This is a genomic window from Paenibacillus montaniterrae, assembly GCF_018403185.1.
In the GTDB taxonomy this organism is placed as follows: Bacteria; Bacillota; Bacilli; order Paenibacillales; family Paenibacillaceae; genus Pristimantibacillus; species Pristimantibacillus montaniterrae.
Genome location: NZ_BOSE01000002.1, coordinates 35732 through 55873 on the forward strand (window position 1 = coordinate 35732; position 20142 = coordinate 55873).

The 20142-nt window shown below is 46.6% G+C and carries 14 protein-coding genes and 1 other annotated feature; of the genes, 2 read left to right on the forward strand and 12 right to left on the reverse strand.

What is annotated here, in order from left to right:
• Positions 1-54: 54 nt before the first annotated feature.
• The 6 genes from KJS52_RS06030 to KJS52_RS06055 all read right to left on the reverse strand — a co-directional run bounded on the left by KJS52_RS06030 (position 55) and on the right by KJS52_RS06055 (position 9525).
• Positions 55-1623, reverse strand: coding sequence for an extracellular solute-binding protein (locus KJS52_RS06030; RefSeq protein WP_213513861.1), 1569 nt, complete (start codon positions 1621-1623; stop codon positions 55-57).
• Positions 1624-2079: 456 nt separating this feature from the next.
• Entirely contained in the window at positions 2080-2964 is an 885-nt protein-coding gene (locus KJS52_RS06035; RefSeq protein WP_213513862.1) for a carbohydrate ABC transporter permease, read from the reverse strand.
• 14 nt (positions 2965-2978) lie between these two features.
• The gene (locus KJS52_RS06040; protein WP_213513863.1) at positions 2979-3887 is read right to left on the reverse strand and encodes an ABC transporter permease; all 909 of its coding nucleotides are present in this window, start codon (positions 3885-3887) and stop codon (positions 2979-2981) included.
• Between the two features lie 121 nt (positions 3888-4008).
• Positions 4009-6333: an AraC family transcriptional regulator gene (locus KJS52_RS06045; protein ID WP_213513864.1), complete on the reverse strand. Its 2325-nt coding sequence runs from the start codon at positions 6331-6333 to the stop codon at positions 4009-4011.
• Positions 6334-6554: 221 nt separating this feature from the next.
• Positions 6555-8222 carry a 2-isopropylmalate synthase gene (leuA, locus tag KJS52_RS06050; RefSeq protein ID WP_213513865.1) on the reverse strand — a complete coding sequence of 556 codons (1668 nt, stop codon included), beginning with the start codon at positions 8220-8222 and terminating at the stop codon, positions 6555-6557.
• Between the two features lie 74 nt (positions 8223-8296).
• Positions 8297-8542 (reverse strand) — a binding site (T-box leader).
• 146 nt (positions 8543-8688) lie between these two features.
• Positions 8689-9525: a polysaccharide deacetylase family protein gene (locus KJS52_RS06055; protein WP_213513866.1), complete on the reverse strand. Its 837-nt coding sequence runs from the start codon at positions 9523-9525 to the stop codon at positions 8689-8691.
• 242 nt (positions 9526-9767) lie between these two features.
• Between KJS52_RS06055 and KJS52_RS06060 the strand changes: the two genes are divergently transcribed.
• Entirely contained in the window at positions 9768-10661 is an 894-nt protein-coding gene (locus KJS52_RS06060; RefSeq protein WP_213513867.1) for a helix-turn-helix domain-containing protein, read from the forward strand.
• Between the two features lie 144 nt (positions 10662-10805).
• A complete protein-coding gene (locus tag KJS52_RS06065) occupies positions 10806-12098 on the forward strand; it encodes a glycoside hydrolase family 27 protein (protein WP_213513868.1) in 1293 nt (430 codons plus the stop codon).
• 374 nt (positions 12099-12472) lie between these two features.
• On the opposite strand, the gene KJS52_RS06070 is transcribed toward KJS52_RS06065, so the two are convergent.
• From KJS52_RS06070 to KJS52_RS06095, 6 genes are all read right to left on the reverse strand, one after another.
• Positions 12473-12610, reverse strand: a complete 138-nt coding sequence (locus KJS52_RS06070) for a hypothetical protein (RefSeq protein WP_213513869.1) — start codon at positions 12608-12610, stop codon at positions 12473-12475.
• Positions 12611-12653: 43 nt separating this feature from the next.
• The gene (locus KJS52_RS06075; RefSeq protein WP_213513870.1) at positions 12654-14417 is read right to left on the reverse strand and encodes a glycoside hydrolase family 2 protein; all 1764 of its coding nucleotides are present in this window, start codon (positions 14415-14417) and stop codon (positions 12654-12656) included.
• A gap of 31 nt (positions 14418-14448) precedes the next feature.
• The gene (locus tag KJS52_RS06080) at positions 14449-16902 is read right to left on the reverse strand and encodes a family 43 glycosylhydrolase (RefSeq protein WP_246563212.1); all 2454 of its coding nucleotides are present in this window, start codon (positions 16900-16902) and stop codon (positions 14449-14451) included.
• Between the two features lie 5 nt (positions 16903-16907).
• Positions 16908-17744 carry a carbohydrate ABC transporter permease gene (locus KJS52_RS06085; protein ID WP_213513871.1) on the reverse strand — a complete coding sequence of 279 codons (837 nt, stop codon included), beginning with the start codon at positions 17742-17744 and terminating at the stop codon, positions 16908-16910.
• 11 nt (positions 17745-17755) lie between these two features.
• Positions 17756-18649: a carbohydrate ABC transporter permease gene (locus KJS52_RS06090; RefSeq protein WP_213513872.1), complete on the reverse strand. Its 894-nt coding sequence runs from the start codon at positions 18647-18649 to the stop codon at positions 17756-17758.
• 76 nt (positions 18650-18725) lie between these two features.
• Positions 18726-20102 (reverse strand): ABC transporter substrate-binding protein, encoded by a 1377-nt coding sequence (locus tag KJS52_RS06095; RefSeq protein WP_246563214.1) that lies wholly within the window; start codon positions 20100-20102, stop codon positions 18726-18728.
• Positions 20103-20142: the final 40 nt, after the last annotated feature.

A 20142-nucleotide genomic window follows, 5' to 3' on the forward strand; every position in this document is an offset into this window, starting at 1 on the left:
CGAACAGACTGGTCAGCCTTGGTCTCACATCATGCTTTTAATAAGCGCAAAGCATCATTTGCTTTGCTGGTACAGCTCATTAATTTCTGCGATATAGTCATCGCCGCCGTTTTTCTTCCACAGCTCAATCGCCGCATCTAGTCCAGCATCATCAATTTGTCCAACAATGTACTGGATGCGCGCATCGGAAATAATATTGTCAAGCTGCTGTCCAACCTGAGCGTATACTTCAGAAATAAGCGGCTCGGCTGGATTTCCGACGATAATGGCTTCATTGGCCTTTTGCACTTCATTTATTTTTTCATTAAGCGGTGTTTGCTCGATGGATGGCGCGTCTGGCCCAATATAGGTCAGCAGCTGATTCAAGCTTTCGATTTCTTTTAATAGTGCAGGATCATCATTAATAATTGATTTAATATGTCCATCAACCAGCTCATAATGTCTACCTTCGACACCACGCTCTAGCAGCAGCTGCATTTCAACATCGCCCAGTTGATCAATAAACTTCAAAACTCGTTTCAGCTCCTCTTCTGTCTTCACAGAGCTTTTGGAGATGGCAAGCATGCCGTTATAGCCGGATGTTGGCATATCACGATGGCCCTTAGGACCAACAGGCGCCTGGAATACATCTGTATAAGGCGTATCACGCGGCGCTTTCTCCTGCATCGCATTATCCAATCGTCTGGAGTTGTCAGCTACGTCAACGAATACGCCAGCTTGACCGTTAACAAACGGATCATTCCATGCCGCAGAATCCATTACTGCAAAATCCTCATTCACAAGCCCTTCCTCGTACAATTTGCGGAAAAACTTCAACGCCTCGCGGTATTCAGGGAACATATGAGTCGGCAGCAGCTGTCCATTTTCATCCTCGCCCCATTTATTAGGCGCACCGAACCAAACCTGCATAATATCCCATGGGCCGCTGTATTTGGAGACGACAATGCCATACGTGTCATCCTTGTTGTTTTGATCTGGATCATTTTCCTTAAACGCTTTCAAAACGTTATAAAATTCATCAATCGTTTTTGGCGCTTCCAGCCCCAGATTTTCCAGCCAGTCGCGGTTAAGAGTCACGCCCATACGTCCGAGCACACGCTCACGATATATGCCGTAAATTTTTCCGTCAATCGATGTATTGTTCAAAATTACTTCGTGCGCCATTGAAAGATTCGGATAATCCTTCAAATACGGACCAACATCCCAAAACGCGCCTGATCTCGCAGCATTAATAAAGCTGGCAGAGTTGCGGTCTACAACCATCAAATGCGGGATTTCGCCGGAAACAAGCGTAATATTTACCTTATCCGGATAGGAGCTGTTTGGTACAAATTGAATTTTCACATCTGTGTTGGTGTATTCTTCAAGTGCTTTAATAATTGGAGAATTGTCATCAGGCAAATCAGTGTTGAAGGCAGGAATCATAATGTCGAGCTTTAACGGCTCCAGCTTTTCCTCCGTTGCCTCCGCATCCGAAGTTGCAGATGGCTCGGATGACGGGCTGCCGCTAGGCGTTGCCGTGCCACTGTTGCCTGAGCAAGCAGCGAGAACAGTTGTCATAGCGATCACCATCGCCATCAACCAGAGAGAATTGCGCTTTCTTTTTCTAAGTTCCTTATACATTTCCTTGATCCTCCTTTTTTGATCTTTCAAAGTTTACTAACCTTTCTAATGAGAGTTTAAACCACCTTCCAATTGAAGTTTAAAAATTGGGCTTTCAGGACCAAGAAGATGGCACGATACTAGAAGGCGAGGAGCGCAGCGTAGGCAAATTGCTACGTGAGCACCGCAGCCTTCGGTAGCGTGACATATTCGCCGTCGAATCCGCTACGAAGCAACGCATCGTCATCAAAGTCCGATTTTTAAACCTCCCTTCAATGAGAGTTTAAAAATTGGGCTTTCATGACCAAGAAGCTTGGACGCTAGTAGAAAACGAGGAGCGCAGCGTAGGCAAAAGCTACGTGAGCACCGCAGTTTTCGCTAGCGTTCAAGATTCGCCGTCGAATCCGCTACGAAGCAACGCATCGTCATCAAAGTCCGATTTTTAAACCTCCTCTATAGAAATCGCTTTCGCGATAACTACCCTTTAATCGACCCCAACAACGCCCCCTTGGCAAAATGCTTTTGCAGAAACGGATAAACAAGCAGTATCGGAAGCGTGCCGACGATAATGACTGCCATTTTGACAGACTGATCCGGTGGTGTTACAAATTCAGGGTCAACATTGTTGAGATCGCCAATTGCAAGCTGTGAAAGCATTACGATTTCGCGGAGCATGACTTGCAGCGGCCATTTGTTGTGGTCGTTCAAGTATAGCAAAGCCGAGAAAAAGTTGTTCCAATGTCCAACTGCGTAAAACAAGCCAAAGGTGGCGATAATCGGCATGGACAGCGGAATAACGATTCGCCACAGCACTCCGATATCGTTGCAGCCGTCGATGCGCGCCGACTCCTCAAGCCCAGGCGGAAGATTTTGAAAAAAGTTGCGGATTATGATCAGATTAAAGGCGCTGATCGCTCCAGGCAAAATAACCGCCGCGTACGTATTAACCAGCCCCAGCCCTTTTACTACGAGATAGCCGGGAATCATGCCGCCGCTGAACAGCATCGAGAAAATAACCATATTCATGACAATATTTCGTCCTGCCAAGTCCTTGCGTGAGAGGGCGTACGCCATCGTCAGCGTAAAAAATAAATTCGTAATCGTCCCGATCACAGTAATATAAATCGATATCCCCATACTGCGAAACAAGGTGGAGGATGAGAAAATATATTCATAAGCCGAAAGTGAGAAATCTCTCGGGATGAGAAAGAAATCTCGTTCCGCCAGCTCTGCTTCAGTTGCAAAGGAGCCTGCCAAAATATAAACAAATGGAAGCAGTGTGGCGAGCGCGAATAATATAAGTAGCAAATAGTTGAGCATATCGAACAGCCGCTCATGCCATTTGTCGTGCTTACTGAACATGTTGCTGCCCCCCTTTAATAAATACCTTCCTGGCCAAAGCGCTTCGCCAGCCAGTTGCTGCCGTAGATGAGCACAATACCTACGAGAGATTTAAACAATCCGATTGCGGTGCTGTAGCTGAACGCCCCTTGCGTAATACCGACAAAATAGACGTAGGTGTCAAAAACATCCGCCACGGAGCGGTTCAATGAATTCGTCATCAGGAAAATTTGCTCAAAGCCCGTATCCAGGAAGTTGCCCAGTCGCAAAATCAGCAGTATGACAATCACTGAGCGGATCGCGGGAAGCGTGATATGAATCAGCCTTTGGAAGCGAGTCGCCCCATCCACAACCGCCGCCTCATACTGCTCCATATCGACGGTAGCAAGCGCCGCGAGAAAAATAATCGTGCCCCAGCCGGTTTCCTTCCACATAATTTGCAAAATAATGAGCGGCCTGAACCAATCCGGATCGGCAAGAAAATTGATTTTGCTTCCTGTCAAATTGAATATAATTTCGTTCACAATCCCGCCTTGTGTAGTCAGAAAGACATACGTCATGCTGGCGACTATAACCATCGATATAAAATGCGGAATGTAGATCAAGGTCTGTATCCAGCGCTTGAACAGCATCAGCCTCACTTCATTAAGCATCAATGCAATAATGACTGGCGCAGGGAAGAAAAAGATCAGATCATAAAGACCAAGAATCAACGTGTTGCGCAGCAGTCGAAAAAAATCAGGATGCGCAAAAAAGTTTTCAAAATGAGTGAAGCCAATCCACTCACTGTTCCAAAAGCCTAAAAAAGGCTGATAGTTTTGGAAGGAGATGAGTACGCCCCACATCGGTGCATATTTGAATACTAGAAAATATAAAAGACCCGGCAATAACAGCAAATACAGATAGCGGTTTTTTTTCAGCTTGGAAACCCACGCAGCATTCATAGCGTTCCTCCTCTCTTTTACAATGTTCACAACTCGAGTATTAAAGAAATACAACGGCAGTTCAATTACACATTTTTGCATGCAAAAAAGCCTTGATTTACAAGGCTTTTCCCGAACAGTATCACTTTTTTGAATAGGTGGAATTTTTTTGGTCGGCGCTTGCGGCACCACGATATTCGCTTGGCGTAACGCCCATCTGCTTCTTGAAAATGCGATTGAAGTATCGCTGCTGATAGCCAACCTTTTGCGCGATATCATTGATCAGCATATCAGTCGTACGCAGCAGCTCCTGCGCCTTTTTAATGCGCAGCTCGGTTAAATAATCAATAAAATTGACACCCGTTGCCTGCTTGAACCATTTGCTCAGCGTATACGAGCTGACGCCTGCGATTTCAGCGCATTGATCCAGCGATATGTCCTGGCTGTAATGCTCATGCATAAAAGCGGCTACCTGCCTCATCATACCCTGCTGCTGCACATTAACCCGACTTTCCAGCTCTGCTAAAAACGGCATGACAACCGTATCTCTGATCCAGCGCAGCATTTTGTTCGGATCACGAATTTGCGACAGCTGGCCATATAAATTTTCGCCATGAAACAGCTTGATCGGATTGATCCCGGACTGCAGCATCATATGCTGAATGCTGCCTAATAGCTGAAGCATATTTTGCTGAGCGTAGCGTTCCTTTTGCCGACCGCCCGCATCCACAAATTTTTTCAGCAGCTCCAGCGTTTGCTCCTTATCGCCGCTGCGCATAACCTGTAAAATTTCCAGTTCAGTATCAAAAGGGTAGTCGATATCGTCGAACGTAAACTCCTTCGGCAAATCATCCATATGGATCAGCTGATTTTGCGTTAAAAATTGGCGATAGCTGGCGGCGCGCTCAATTTCCATATACAAATTGCGCACCTTGCGCAGCTCATCTGTTTTGCGGCTAATCGTAATGCTGACCTGCAGACGCAATAGCTCGTTAATCGCATTCGTATAGCGCTCACAAAATTGCTGCAGCTGATTCTGAGCCGCTGGCCGTTCATTCGCTTCAATAATAAAAATGCCAAGTGAAAGATCATGGAAATTTAAAGCGTAGCCCTGCTCAAATGAGGCTGCTACCATTTCCTGCGCCATATTGTAGGCGGCAAACGTCATCAGCCGTTCATCGCTGGCCGTCATCTGCTGATCAATGCGATGCAGCCCTGTCAAATATATATGTATGAAGGTATACTGATGAGCCCCTACCTCCCAATAAAGCGAGCGCATTCTTCGCTCCAGCTCCAGCTCTGTCAAATTGCCTACGTGGCCCTGCAGCAGCTGCATAAGAAACGTATTGCGCAGCATCGGCAGCATCGAATCAAGTTTATGCTCCAGCTCGACACTTTTATTGGACAGATTGAGCCAGTGGTCGCGTATGTATTGGAACTCATTATGCTTGCGCCCTGCTTGTCTGCGTTCAGGATCGATTTGATTGAGCAGCTTTTGAATTGGCGAATACATCGTATTGGACACGACGACCGCCAGCAATAGCGCAATCGCAAGGCTTAAGCCGCTAATCCAGAGCAATGACTTGGAAAATGTAATTACTGGCGAGGTAATCAGCGTCATCGGCGAAGCTGACACATAGATCCAGTCCTCCGCCAGTCGCTTGAACATGCCGTAGGATACGGAGTAGCTTTCTTCACCATAATCAAACAAAAATTGTCCGGTGGGCTGCTCATTGTTGCGAATATGCTCAATCAGCATTTCCTGAAGCGGATGCTGCTGCTCGCTGTCAGACAGCATAATTTGATAGTCCTTGTTCATTAGAAAGGTTGTGCCTTCATTATAGGGCGTCATCGTTTTCAGCAAATTCATCAGCTTTTCCTTATCGACCCTGACGAGCAGCACGCCAAAAGGAGTCGTGCTTTCTCCAGGAATTTTATGCAGCAGCACGATGCTGTCTCGTCCGGCTCGGTTGTCCTGCTCCCAGTACATCCGCTTCTCTCGTGATAAAATTTGCTTGTAGTAGTTTATAGTCGCTTCGTCGTTCAGCTCGTAATATTCCGTTTTGAACAAAATCGGCTGCTCGCGGTCAATATATAGCTCAGCTTCATTAATGAGCGCATGCGAGCCTTCCATTACGACGAGAGACTTGGTCACTTCGTATGTATCGCGGAAATAATATACAAAATCCAGCGTTTGCAGGCGGTAGCCAAAGGTAGGATTGAACGCCCAGTTGGACAGGCCCATTTCCAAATAGCTCAATTGATCATCAATGTTTTGTACACGCTCGTTCATTTGCTCGTAGTGCAGCGCGCTAATATCATCCTTTAATTGATGTGTGGCAAAATGATAAACTAATAGGCCAATCATAAATCCTGGTATGCTTGCAGCCAGCAAAATAAATACGAGACTGTTGCGATAAAATACACCTCTCTGGTAGCTGCGAGATTTGGACCACAATTTTTTCATGCTAGAAATCATCTTAGCCAACCTCTTTCAACTTATGAATTTTGTTACAGTACTATTATATTCATTAAATGAATGCGTTTTCGTAATTAAAAATCCGTGTTTTTTCATTAAATAACAGTGAAAAAAAGCCTGGCAGCTGCTGCTCCAAAAGAAATTGCCATTCTTAATAGGATGCAGAGTACCAGGCTTGTTAGTGCAATTGCTATTCAAGCGATATTCAATTAATTGGCTGCGGCAATCATTTTATTGATTGCGCTGAACAGCGCTTTAACAGAGGAGGTCATAATATCAGGATCAATGCCGCAGCCCCAGAAAGGAACGCCATCCGGCGATTGAATGCCGATATAGGAAACCGCCTGCGACTTGGAGCCAACCTCAAGCGCATGCTCTGTATATGTTAAATTCGAGAAGCTGATTTCAAGATTGCTTTGCAGCGCGTCGATAATCGCATCCAGTCTGCCGTTGCCATTGCCGACAAAGTCCTTGATCGAATCGTTCATTTTCACCTTCACTACCGTTTGATAGTCATCATTATGTGTAAAGCTGTAGGAAACAAATTCGATCGGCGTCTTAATATTGACGTACTCTTCCATAAAAATTTGATGGATTTCCTCAGTAGAAATTTCCTTATTCAAGCGATCCGACACATTTTTAACGGCATAGCCAAAGTTCTCGCGCATTTTTTGCGGCAGATCAAGGCCATACTTTTGCTGCAGCAAATATCCGATGCCGCCTTTGCCGGATTGGCTGTTGATGCGAATAATATCGCCCTCATACTGTCTGCCGATGTCCAGCGGATCAATTGGCAAATATGGTACGGACCAGTATTGACGCGCTTCTTCCTCACGCCACTTCATGCCTTTGGCAATCGCATCCTGATGCGAGCCGGAAAACGCCGTAAATACAAGCTCGCCGGCATAAGGATGACGCTCGCCCACCTTCATTTTGGTCAGCTTTTCATAAGCTGCCACAATTTCAGGCAGGTTTTCAAAGTTTAAGCCAGGATCTACGCCATGCGAGTACATATTAAGCGCAAGCGTAATAATGTCGACATTGCCTGTGCGCTCCCCATTGCCAAACAGTGTGCCTTCCACGCGTTGTCCGCCGGCAAGCATGCCCAGCTCGGCGTCGGCTACGCCAGTTCCGCGGTCATTGTGCGGATGCAGCGATAATATAACATTGTCGCGGTAGTTCATATGATCGCTCATATATTCAATTTGGCTGGCGTACACATGCGGCATTGACATGGAAACGGTAGCCGGCAAATTAATGATGACTTTATTGTCTGCTGTCGGCTGCCACACGTCCAGCACCGCATTGCAAATATCAAGCGCAAACTCGATCTCGGTGCCCGTGAACGATTCCGGTGAATATTGGAACTGGAAATTGCCTTCTGTTTCCTCTGCGCATTGCTGCAGCAGCTTGGCGCCATTTACGGCAATATCAATAATTTCCTGCTTCGACTTTCTGAACACCTGCTCGCGCTGGGCGACTGAGGTTGAATTGTACAAGTGTACCACTGCTTTTTTCGCGCCCTTCAGCGATTCGAACGTTTTGCGAATAATATGCTCGCGCGATTGTGTCAGCACTTGAATCGTCACATCATCTGGAATAAGGTTTTGCTCAATCAACGTGCGCAAAAAAGCAAATTCCGTTTCGGACGCTGCCGGAAAACCAACCTCGATTTCCTTGAAGCCCAGCTTGACAAGCAGTTGAAAAAACTCAAGCTTTTCCTCCAAATTCATCGGTACAACCAGCGCCTGGTTGCCGTCGCGCAAATCAACACTACACCAAATTGGCGGTTCTGAAATATAATCCTTTTCTGTCCACTTCAAGCTGGTTACTGGCGGCATAAAATAACTTTTTGTATACTTCGTATAATTTTTCATGCTAATGACCTTCCTTCACTCGACAAATTTGACCTTGGCTGACGGGAAACAAAAAAAAGCCTTCCATCCCCTATTCCAGAGACGAAAGGCTAATAAGCTTTACGCGGTACCACTCCAGTTCATGCCTTGCGGCATGCACTTAACGGATCATGAGATCATCCATGATCCCCCTAAAATAACGGTTGGGCTCCGGCTCCACCTACTGCATGTTCAGCGAGCAACTCCAAGGCGAGTTCAGACGTTCTTCACAACTGCTTTGCACCAACCAGCAGCTCTCTGAATGCTTCAAACATCCTACTATTCCTTCTCAACGTATTTTAATATTAGTTAGTATCTTAATACAAACCTGTGCGCTTAGCAAGTAGGTTTATAAAAAAATTATCGATGATTATATCTTGACCTAATTTATTATACTACATTCCCAATCGGTTGGACACCAAATTTTGCAAATAAAGCTTTTTGAAGCTTAATACTGCTCAGTAATTTTTTTAATAAGGTCTTCCCCGTCCATTGCCGATAATCCGGCATTGACACGATAATATAATCCTTCTGGCAGCTTGCCGTCGCCGCCGCGCTCGTTAACGCCAGGACGAATCGTAAATGCATGCTTTATGCCTAATTCCTTCATCACCTCAAGCAGCTCGTCACTGTATGCACCGTATGGGAATGCTAAAATGTTGTCCTGCTCGCCAAGCTCCTTTACAAGCAGCTCATGTGCCTTTTGCAAATCATTGTGAACACGGGCACGGTACAGCTCGGAGGTTTCTCCTTCTTTGTAGTTCGCGAGCATTGGGTCCTTGTTGTCTGTTGTATTGATCATTTTGTGCGAATCATAGGTATGGTTGTAGAAGCTCATGCCATTTGCTTTCATCTCGCGCATTTGATCCCATGTCATATGCGGCAGCTGCTTCGGATTCGGCTCGTCCGTGGACTTGACGATGATGAAGTTGGTAGCTGGAAATTGGTACTGCTGCAAAATCGGATAAGCAATTTCATAGAAATCGGAATAGCCATCATCAAATGTAATCAGGACCGATTTTTCCGGAAGTTCAATCTTGCCCTCCATGTAATCTACATATTGTTCCATTGTAATCACATTAAAATTATTTTCAGATAGAGCTCTCATTTGATCATCAAATACTTCGGCATTAATAATTGACGGATTCCCGCTGTAGCCAAAGTCATGATACATAAGCACAACTACCCCCCGAGGCTTATGCGTACTCATGCCGAAAATAGCAATCCAACTGATCGATATTGCCGCAAGGAAACCGATTGCTATTAAAAACGACTTCTTAAACAAATACTTTCACTCCATTTCTCTATGTTCTATCTCTATTATGCCTTATTACTAGACGAATCTCCTAGCGTTAAGTTACACAATATTACTTGCTTCGCTTAAAAATTATATCCAGCTCTGCGCTATTCGTCTATTTGCCTTGCAATTTCCGCTGCTGAAATGATACATTTTTCAGTAGAAATATAGACAGCAATTTTGTCGTATAGCGACAGATTTCATTATAAAGGAAATGGGGCAGGTGCAACATGTTATATACATTGCCTAACGAAACATACGGCTTTCGCTTTCACAGCTCGAGCACGCTGCATCTGCCATTGTGCCAGCTGTTTGCAGTCGGTCATGATGTAGTCAGCAGCCAGAACTATCGCTGGCATGGCCTGGAGCGCAATGACGGACCGCTGCTGCTGTTCCAGTATACAATCAGCGGTCAAGGGCGGCTCACATTAAACAATGAAACAATTGCTCTTACGCAAGGAATGGCTTTTCTTGTGGAAATTCCAAGCGACCATTGCTACTACTATGAGCCTGAGCCTGCCAATAAAGGCTGGCAGTTTTTATTTCTGCTGGTCAGGCCGCACAGCATTATGCCGCTGTGGAATGACATTATTGAACAGCTTGGCCGCCTGCCCAGCTTGCCATTGGATAGCAAGCCGATTGCAGCATTAACGGAGCTTTTTCTCGCTGCCAAGCAGGGCGAGATTACGGATCCATATACGGCATCCAGCTACGTGTACGGATTCTTTATGAGCTTCAAGCAATTTGCAGATCATAATCCTGTACAGTCCACGATGCCAACTGCAATTGCGCAAGCGGTGGAATGGATCGATTCTCATTTTGCCAATATGATTAGCCTGGAGCAGCTGGCCGAGCAGGTTGGGCTGTCCAAGTATCATTTCCTGCGCAGCTTTGCCAAATATGTCGGCATGACGCCCAATGATTATGTCAACCGCAAGCGGATCGAGCATTCGCTTAACCTGCTGCTGTCAACCGATTATCCGCTGGAACGAATTGCACAGGAGGTTGGCTATTCGAGCGCGAGCTATTATATCCGCGTATTCCGCAGCATGCTTGGGCAGACGCCGGCAACCTTTCGCTCGAATAAGCATCAGCTTGCCTATAAGCGATTGTTTTTCAGCTAGCAATCGTTTTGCTACCAGCTTCCGCTTTGCTCAAAACAGCAATTTTGTACTATTCGCTTTCTATATTTATTATAGTCAAGCGGCCAGCTTCTCGTTAAGATGAAGGCAATATGCTATTCATTTATTTATCGGGAGGAATTCATAATGGATCATCGCTTATTTGCCCCAACACCGCCAATGGGCTGGAACAGCTGGGATTGCTACGGGGCTGCAGTTACTGAGGAAGAAATTCGCGGCAATGCCGCCTATATGGCAGAGCATCTGCTGGATTATGGCTGGGATACGATCGTTGTCGATATTCAGTGGAGCGAGCCAGGCGCGGTATCCTCGCATTACCGTCCATTCGTGCCGCTAGTGATGGACGAATATTCGCGCTTAATGCCAGCAGAGAATCGCTTTCCATCTGCGGCCAACGGACAAGGCTTCAAGCCGCTTGCTGATTATGTCCATAGCCTCGGCTTAAAATTCGGCATTCATATTATGCGCGGCATTCCGCGTCAAGCCGTTCATCAAAACACGGCGCTGTATGGTACCAATGTACGCGCGCGCGACATCGCTTCGACCAATTCCATTTGCCCGTGGAATACGGATATGTATGGCGTTGATGCAGGCAAGGAAGGCGCTCAGCAGTACTACAACTCATTGTTTGAGCTATACGCATCCTGGGGTGTGGACTTCGTCAAGGTCGATGATATCGCCGCTTCAAGACTGTATGATGCGCATTTGCCGGAAATTGAGCTGATTCATCAGGCCATTCAAAACTGCGGCAGACCTATGGTACTTAGCCTTTCACCTGGTCCCGCTCCGCTTGAGCATGCCGGATTTTTCTCAACGCATGCCAATATGTGGCGCATGACAGATGATTTCTGGGATCACTGGCATTTGCTGCTAGATATGTTTGACCGCTGCGAGAAATGGCAGGGCAAGTCTGGCAATGGCTGCTGGCCGGATTGCGATATGCTTCCGCTTGGTCATATCGGGATTCGTTCGGTAGATGGCGGCGGGGCGGACCGCTGGACGCGTTTTACGAAGGATGAGCAGATTACGATGATGACGCTATGGAGCATCTTCCGCTCACCGTTGTTTTTTGGCGGAGAGCTTAGAGACAATGACGAGTGGACGCTAGGCTTGCTGACCAACCGCGAGCTGATTCACATGCATCAAACCTCCTCCAATGCCGCCTTGCTGCGCAGAAAAGGGCATGAGGTCATCTGGACGGCGCAAGGCGAGGATGGCTCACGCTACCTGGCATTTTTCAATATTGGCGAAGCCGAGGCTTCCGCAAAGCTTGCGCTAAGCGAGTACGGCTGGAGCAAGGAAGGCTTTAAGGAGGCGCTCAACATTTGGAGCGGCGAAACATTTGCTGTAAACGATGAGCTAGCTGTCTCAGCCATAGCTCCGCATGGCGCAGTGCTGCTTAAGCTTGCTGCAAAATAGAAGTGTAAGACGACTGAGAGCTGATGAAAGGCTGGCATGGGATGCCAAGGGGATGGCTAGTCGCTAAGGAAACTGGGTAACGTTATGTGTGACCAATGAAGCCTTTGCTCATTTTAATGAATATACAGCGTCTTATTAGGCGATTTTCCCCGTATTTGGGGCAGATTTCGATACTTAAGGTTATGCATATTCGTTACAATGTCCATCGCCTGCAAACGGATGATTTAACGTTATCCAGATTCTTTAAACCTTCACTTTTACCTTGCACTACGGCTTACAGCTAGCCTCTGTGCAAGGTTAAATCAGCACTTGACAGTTGGCTGAGCATACGATGACGATTGGAGTTTGCGATTACGCCCTCCTTACGTGCTCTGTTATCCCCCTTGTTCCCCGTAATGCTGCAGAAGCTTCTTCGCCATCGCGCGCATGCGATCTCCCGTATTCTCGACAACATCCGGCTCATTGCGGCTTTGCCGGATGCCCTCGCGGGTCAATTCGACACGCAAGCGCACCGGCGACACCACCTCCCGCCAGAAATGGCTCTGCAAAGTTGAGTTATTTATCCAAATTAATCGCCTTGACGGCTTCGAGCGGCAGCTTAGGCTTGCGGTTTTCTTTAAGCAAGCCGTTCACTTCCTGCTGTACATCAGTAATTTGCGTATAGCAATAACCTGAGATATAAGGCGATTGCTTTATAGCCTGTGTCATTCGTTTGTAGCGGTCAAGGAACTCTTGCTCGGTAGCTACTTGATTGCCATAGCCCCAGCCTTTTTCGTCGGTAAAGGCGATCCCTCCGTACTCGCTAATTATAACAGGCTGGCCCTTATAGGCGTAGCCTTGTGCAAAAGCAAATTTATGACCGTTGAAGCTGATCTTATTAGACAGCAACGCTTCTTTATCACTGTAACGCTCAGCAAAACTTTCACCGTTCTCTTCATAGTCATGCAACGTAATAATATCGGAAATCGTATGCTCCCAGCCATCATTGACAATGACTAGTCTTGTATCATCAATCGCTTTGGTCAGATGATAGATGCCTTCTGTAAATTTCTGCTGCTTGCGGCTCGTCAAAATGTTGGCAATGCCCCATGATTCATTGAAAGGAACCCACGTTACAATACAAGGATGATTATAATGCTGCTCGACGATTTCGAGCCACTGCTCGGTAAATGTCGTTACCGCTCGCTCATTAAACTGATACGTGGACGCCATCTCCGACCACAGCAAAACCCCTTTGCGGTCACACCAATACATGTAACGCGGGTCTTCAACCTTTTGATGCTTGCGCACGCCGTTAAAGCCCATTGCCAGTGTTTGATCGATATCCTCGATTAGAGCCTGCTCAGAAGGTGGCGTAAGATGCGTATCCGTCCAATAGCCTTGATCGAGAATCAAGCGCTGCTCGATCGGTACATTGTTAAGCAATACATTTCCTTCATAGGTAGAAATTTTGCGCATGCCAAAATACGAATAGACATGATCAAGTACCGTATCTTCATAGCACAAAATAATTTCTACATCATATAAATTGGGATGCTGCGGATGCCATAACGCAACCTGCCATTCGCCTGCTTGCGAGCTTGACAGCTCATAAGTATGCGACAGCTCCTCTTCAACGATATGTGTACATTGACGAACGAGCTTGCCTTGAAGCCAGATCTTGGCCGTTAGCTGCAAGCTGTTCGGCTCAACATGCTCCGAACCTTGAATATAGTAATCAAAGGAAATTGTCCCTGCATCAATGTCTGGCGTCATCCGTACCTTCTCCACATAAGTTGGCTCTACAAACTCTAGCCATACCGATTGCCAAATCCCCGTTGTCTGTACATACCAGCAACCAAAGTTATCGTTAATCCAGCGCTGCTTGCCGCGCGGCTGCGTTCTCGACAAGCTATCTTCAACCTGAACAGTTACGATATTTTCACCATCAGGTGCGATAGAATTGGTAATGTCAAAGGAAAAAGCCGCGTACCCTCCCTCATGTGTACCGACCTGCACACCGTTAACCCAAACGGTCGCTTTGTAATCTACCGCTTGAAAATGAAGGATGACATGCTGCTGGCGGTTATGCTCCGGCACGGTAAAGCTGCGCTCATACCAAATGCAGGAATGATGACTTTCTTCTCCGATGCCGCTAGCCTTTGTTTCATACGTAAATGGTACAATGATGTTACGTGCATCGGGCAGCGTCTTGTACCACTCTTTTGCTACGCCTTGCTTGTTATCGTCAAATCGAAAGTTCCACGCACCGTCCAAGCTTAGCCATGCCTCTCTCACCCATTGCGGCCTCGGGTATCCTGCGATGTATTTATGTTCCAAATTGTCCACCTCATTATAAGTTTTGAATAGGTTAGTTAAGTGATTTGATCGACAAATCTGTTAGCGCTATGCTTCTGGCAAACTGTGAACGAAGCCCAACTTTTCCTACCATAAATGCATATGGATCTGTATAAGAAAGCACCTTTTCGCCTGCTACATACACCGTTATCGTCTCAGCCACTGCCTCCACTTTCAAGGAGATGTCTCCCCCTGCAGGCAACTTGATTTTTGCTGCATGCAGCATGACCGAATCATAATTAAGCTTGTAAAGCTCCAGCTTTGTTGGCGTAATCGCAACATAATAGCCGCTTAAGGCATCGGCAACCTGATGCGGGAAATCTGATTCATTCGTGACTCGCAGCAGAATCCCGGCATTGCCTGATGCATCGTCGCCCAGCCTTACTTTCGTCTCTATGCTGTAATCGCTCCAGCGTGTGCTTCCTCCGTAAAGCTTGACATCCTGCTGCTCATTCGAGCTGCTGTACCAGCCTTCATTGAATGACCAGTCGCCGTGCACATCCTCAGATGTAGAGCTTTCGAGCAAATTCTCAATATGGAAAGAGGAAGAATCAACCGCATCAAAACGCATGTTCGACCATAGCACGCTGCCCTTGATTGCTCGCACGGTTATCGTATGATAGCCCTGCTCCAGCTTGATTGTCCCAAGGCGCGACTTTTCCCAAGCCACAGCTTCATCATGCTTATTCTGGGCCGAACGCTCCAGCTTGTAGCGGCTGCTATGCTCATCATCAACGATTAACTCCAGCTCCGCTTCGCTATGTGCAAGATTGCTCATAATCGAGACTGCATATTCCCCTGACTCTGCTGCATTGATGCCATAGCGAACCCAATCCCTGCTGTCTTGAAGCAGAAGCGCATAATCTCCTTGGCCTGTCTCTTGGATCGTTATACCGTCTGCCATGCGAATCGGCGCATGCTCATTTTTATTTGACGTATAAAAGCCTCTATTTTCACCTTGCAAATAATGAACGGCTTCAATCGTGCCGGGGATTGGCTTCAGTGCATCATAGTCACTCGAACCAGCAGCTGTGTTGGAAAAAGCCGTATACTGCAAGGTTGGTGTCAGCTGCTCATAGCGATAACCAATTGCACCGCCACTACCTGATGCAGCGAGCTTCAACTGCTCTAATCCATCCCAATACAGCTGCAAAGCATGCTCATGCTGAACGAGACGCAAAGTATGCAAAGCGCTTAAATCCATTCCAGGAAGAAAATCCTGAGCGGCAAGCTCGGTTTCAGCGCCATTCATGAAGCGAATAACCTTCAGCTTGTGTTCATGCGGCAGCAACATAACAGCATCATATTGATCTGGACCTTTATAATTGAATATAAACTGGAGCCAGCCTTTTTCGCTTAAATCCTCAAGCGCAAAGTTGTATTCCGCAGTAAAAAACGGAGCTGTCTCCTTTACGCTCACGATTTTCCCGCCTTGTTCACCCCTCTCACTGCGCCACAGCTGCTCATCCACCTGCTTATTCAAGTGCGATGCCAGCTCAGGCATTCGTGGTGCAGGCTGATCAACGTTCGTTGGTCCAAGCAGATCCATTTTACTGCCGTTAAATACGAGACGGTCGATATTCATCGCACGTACAGGAGGCCCTTCGGCTGATCTTCCCAGCAAATTATGATAAACCAAATAATAGGAATCAAGATCAGGCCCAAGCACGGTTGAGCTATGACCCAGTCCGTAAAAGTCACCTTCGGTGCTAATCGCTATCGGATTATGCTGCGGCATCCTGTATGGACCTAGCGGCGATTGATCCGATACCGCATAATGAATGCGATAGCCTTTGCTGAACACATGATTGCCTGTTAAGGTCATATAATACAAACCATTGCGCTTAATAATCATTGAGCCCTCTGTCCAGTGTCCAAGAAACGTGCCTTCAATCACTTGACCCAAGCCAAATTCGGTTGGCGAGCTCATTGGTACACCCACAATGCCTGTTGTTCCGGCATGTGTAAAATACCAAGAGCCGTCATCATCAATAAACACAGAGCCATCAATGCTCATGCCCAAATTATCAGTCACTTTCTGAAACGGTCCTTCTGGAGAATGGCTCTCGTATACATAATGACCATTGCCCGCGGGAGACGTATACATATAAAACTTGCCGTTCCAATATACAACCTCCGGCGCATAGGCGCCGGTCGTTTCATGATCGTCAGCAACCAGCCCAACATAACGCCAATCCAGCAAGTTGTCAGACGTCCATGCCTTAATTCCTGTTCGATGGTCCTTCGTGCTTACATATAAGTAATATTGACCGTTATGCCTCAGCACAAAAGGATCTCCATTGCCATAGTCCACCCATTCCTCCTCTAAGGCTGGAAGGGGATTCATATATGTTGCCGTTTCGAAATTCACAGGTAGCACCTCCGGTTTTTCCAGCTTCGTACAGCCCGCCATGATCACGACTGCGCCTGCCAAAAGCCACAACAATAGCAGTTGGTATAGCCTCATTTCCTTCATCCTTTAATCCCGCTAATTGCCAGAGATTCTATAAAGTAACGCTGGCAGAAAAAGAATACGAGAATGACTGGAATCATGGCTATAATGGCGGCGGCCATAATAATCGGATAATTAGACTGACCAATATACATCGCCTGCATCGAGGCGATCAACACTTGAATGGTCTGCTTCTCCGGCGTATGCAAATAAATAAGCGGGCCAAGAAAGTCATTCCATATGCCCATAAATCCTAGCGCAGCCTGCGCAGCAAGTGCCGGCTTCATAACGGGCATCGCAATTGTCCAGAAAATACGCGGGAAGCTGCAGCCATCAATTTTCGCAGCTTCGATTAGATCATTCGGCAGCGCACTCGATATAAACTGACGAATAAAAAAGATGACGACAATATTGCCGAACAACCCGGGTATAATTAACGGCAGCAGCGTATCGACCCAATTCAACCAGGAAAACCCGATAAACTGCGGAATCATCACGACAGAATACGGAATCATCATCGTGCCGAGCAGCCCGAGGAACAGTACGCCCTTCAACGGGAACTCAAATTTGCCAAACGCATAAGCGCTCATAGCAGAAATAAGCAATCCGACTGTCAATACAACCACAACAATGATCAGGCTGTTCATAAAGCCTTTAAGCAAGGGCACCTGCTGCCAAACATCCACATAATTGCTATACGTAAGCGGATCAGGCAACCATTTGGGCGGTATTTCAAATATATTACGCTGTGATTTCAACGAGGTCGAAATCGTCCAAATAAAAGGAGCGATCATAAAGATCAATCCGGATAGAAGCAGCAGCAGTGCCCAATAATCAGCTAATTTTTTGTACTTCATCTCCACACCCCTTAGTCTTGATAAACCCAACGATTAGCAAGCTTGAATTGAATGAGCGTAACAAAGAAGATTAATAGTCCAAGCATCCAGGCAACCGCACTGGCAAAGCCCATGTTGAAATATTTGAAGGCATGCTGGAATATATAATAAACGACCGTTGCTCCGCTATATTCCGGACCGCCATCAACCGCGAGCACGTAAATTTGACTAAAGGATTGGAAAGCGCCGATGACGCCCATCACGACGACAAAAAAATGAATAGGTGTTAGCAAGGGCAGTGTAATTCTTGAAAACTTCTGCCATCCGTTGGCGCCGTCGATTTCAGCTGCTTCGTAATAAGTGGAAGAGACTGATTGCAAACCTGCCAAATACAGCACCATATTTCCGCCAATCCCACTCCATAGTCCGATCAAAATGAGTGAAGGCTTTACCCAAGCTGCATCCCCCAGCCAGTTGGGTCCTGCAATGCCAAACCAGTTCCATAGCATTTGATTGAGCAAGCCATAATCCTGATTAAGAATCCATTGCCATAGCAAGGAAACCGCGATAATAGGAGAGATAACCGGCAAATAATACATCGTTCTCAAAAAGGAAATCCCTCTAATGGAACGGTTCATTAATATTGCAAGCAGCAATGACAACATCATGCCAAGCGGAATTCCAATCATCAGGTAAACGGTATTGTACAGCGATTTGATTACTTTTTCGTCTTTCAACAGCTCTACGTAATTGTCCAGCCCGACCCATGTTGGGCTCGTAATCATATCCCATCTTTGGAAACTGATATAAACAGAAAAAAGCATAGGCGTCAGTCCAAAAATAAGAAAACCTAAAACTGGAGGAGCAACAAACAAATAAAGCCAGGCAAGCTCTTTTCTGCGATATCCCGTCAGTTTCATGCCCAAATCGACTCACCTCACTAACATTTTGTACGAAGAAAGGAGCGCAGCGAGCGAACCACTGCCACTCCTTTTTGTCGCATTACTTATTGAATTTATCGTATAGCTCCTGCATTTTAGGTTGAATTTCTGCCGTAAACTGCTGAGCAGTCACTTCACCATTCCATACGCGGCTTGCTTGCTGCCAAAACAAATCAATCCATTGTGTGTCTTTGGAGAAGGCTGGTACATCAGGACGACCATAATCCTCGATTATGTCCAGAAAGACTTGACGGTTGGCAGGTGCTTTGTCAGTTTCCAAAAACTCGCCCTTAGCCATATTAATCAAATTCGGAACTGCTTGACCCAGCTCGTAATTTTGGCGTTGACCGTATTCATCAAGTGATAAAAATGCTGCCAAATCGAACGCTTCTTGTGGATGGTTGGATTTGTTGGAGACTGCGAAGCCCATTGAACCAAGCCATGTTGCTGTTTCACCCGTTGCAGGGCTCGCTGGCCAGGCTGCTATATCCCACTCGAAAGGCAGTTCCCAGAATGCCGGCTGATCCCACGGTCCCATGGCGAACATCGCAAGCTGTCCGTTCAAAAAGCGTGTGTAGCCATTCATAGATTGCTCTGCCTCAACATTTGGGCTAACATTATGCACCAGTGTCAGATCAGCAACAAATTGCATCGCTTCGTAAAACGCAGGCTCGTTTACAAGCACCTGGCCTGTTTCATAGTCGATAAAGTTTCCGCCGTTTGCCCATACAGCCGACTCAAGCGTGTACGCTGCAACGCCGTATTGCTCTGGTCGCCCATCCCCGTTTTGATCAACGGTCAGCTGTTTAGCTGCGGCTAGCATATCATCCCATGTCCATTCACCTGCAGCCGCAGGTGGCGGCGCTATGCCTTGTTCATCGAACAGCGTCTTGTTATAAACAAAGGTCCAAGGTCCTACATCTTTAGGCAAGCCGTACAAATCACCTGTTCCTACCTTTTCACCGTTGTAACGGTAGCGATCCAGTGCTGGTTTCCAGACATTATCCTGATCAAACAATTCTGTTCCGTCCAAATAAGACTGCAAGTTCAGTATCGTTCCAGCTTCGGCAAAGCGGTAAAACTCAGAGCCGCCAACATAAAATACATCTGGTGCTTTGCCAGAGCTGATTAATGTTGTCAGCTTTTGCGAATATTCGCCCGGAGGAACAGACGTATATTTCACAGTAACATGCGGATACCTGTCTTCGAAGGAAGCAATCAGCTTTTCAAATATGCTTTTCTCACTTGGATTTCCATGCCCCATAAACTCGATCGTTACCGGCTCATTGCCAGTCCCCGTTTCGTCGGATGGTTGATTGGACGATTCGTTGCCTTTATTGCTGTTTACCGGTTGATTGCCAGAATTGCTGTTTCCTCCGCATGCCGATAAAACCAACGTCATTGCCAGCAGCAACATCGCAGACCATTTAAACTTCATCTTCAAATGAATCCCCTCTTCTCTTCTTATTTTGAAAGCG

Excerpts from the sequence above, each read along its gene's own strand:
- KJS52_RS06030 (WP_213513861.1), bottom strand. The coding sequence starts at position 1,623 with ATGTATAAGGAACTTAGAAAAAGAAAGCGCAATTCTCTCTGGTTGATG.
- KJS52_RS06035 (WP_213513862.1), bottom strand. The coding sequence starts at position 2,964 with ATGTTCAGTAAGCACGACAAATGGCATGAGCGGCTGTTCGATATGCTC.
- KJS52_RS06040 (WP_213513863.1), bottom strand. The coding sequence starts at position 3,887 with ATGAATGCTGCGTGGGTTTCCAAGCTGAAAAAAAACCGCTATCTGTAT.
- KJS52_RS06045 (WP_213513864.1), bottom strand. The coding sequence starts at position 6,333 with ATGAAAAAATTGTGGTCCAAATCTCGCAGCTACCAGAGAGGTGTATTT.
- leuA (WP_213513865.1), bottom strand. The coding sequence starts at position 8,222 with ATGAAAAATTATACGAAGTATACAAAAAGTTATTTTATGCCGCCAGTA.
- KJS52_RS06060 (WP_213513867.1), top strand. The coding sequence starts at position 9,768 with ATGTTATATACATTGCCTAACGAAACATACGGCTTTCGCTTTCACAGC.
- KJS52_RS06065 (WP_213513868.1), top strand. The coding sequence starts at position 10,806 with ATGGATCATCGCTTATTTGCCCCAACACCGCCAATGGGCTGGAACAGC.
- KJS52_RS06080 (WP_246563212.1), bottom strand. The coding sequence starts at position 16,902 with ATGAGGCTATACCAACTGCTATTGTTGTGGCTTTTGGCAGGCGCAGTC.
- KJS52_RS06085 (WP_213513871.1), bottom strand. The coding sequence starts at position 17,744 with ATGAAGTACAAAAAATTAGCTGATTATTGGGCACTGCTGCTGCTTCTA.
- KJS52_RS06095 (WP_246563214.1), bottom strand. The coding sequence starts at position 20,102 with ATGAAGTTTAAATGGTCTGCGATGTTGCTGCTGGCAATGACGTTGGTT.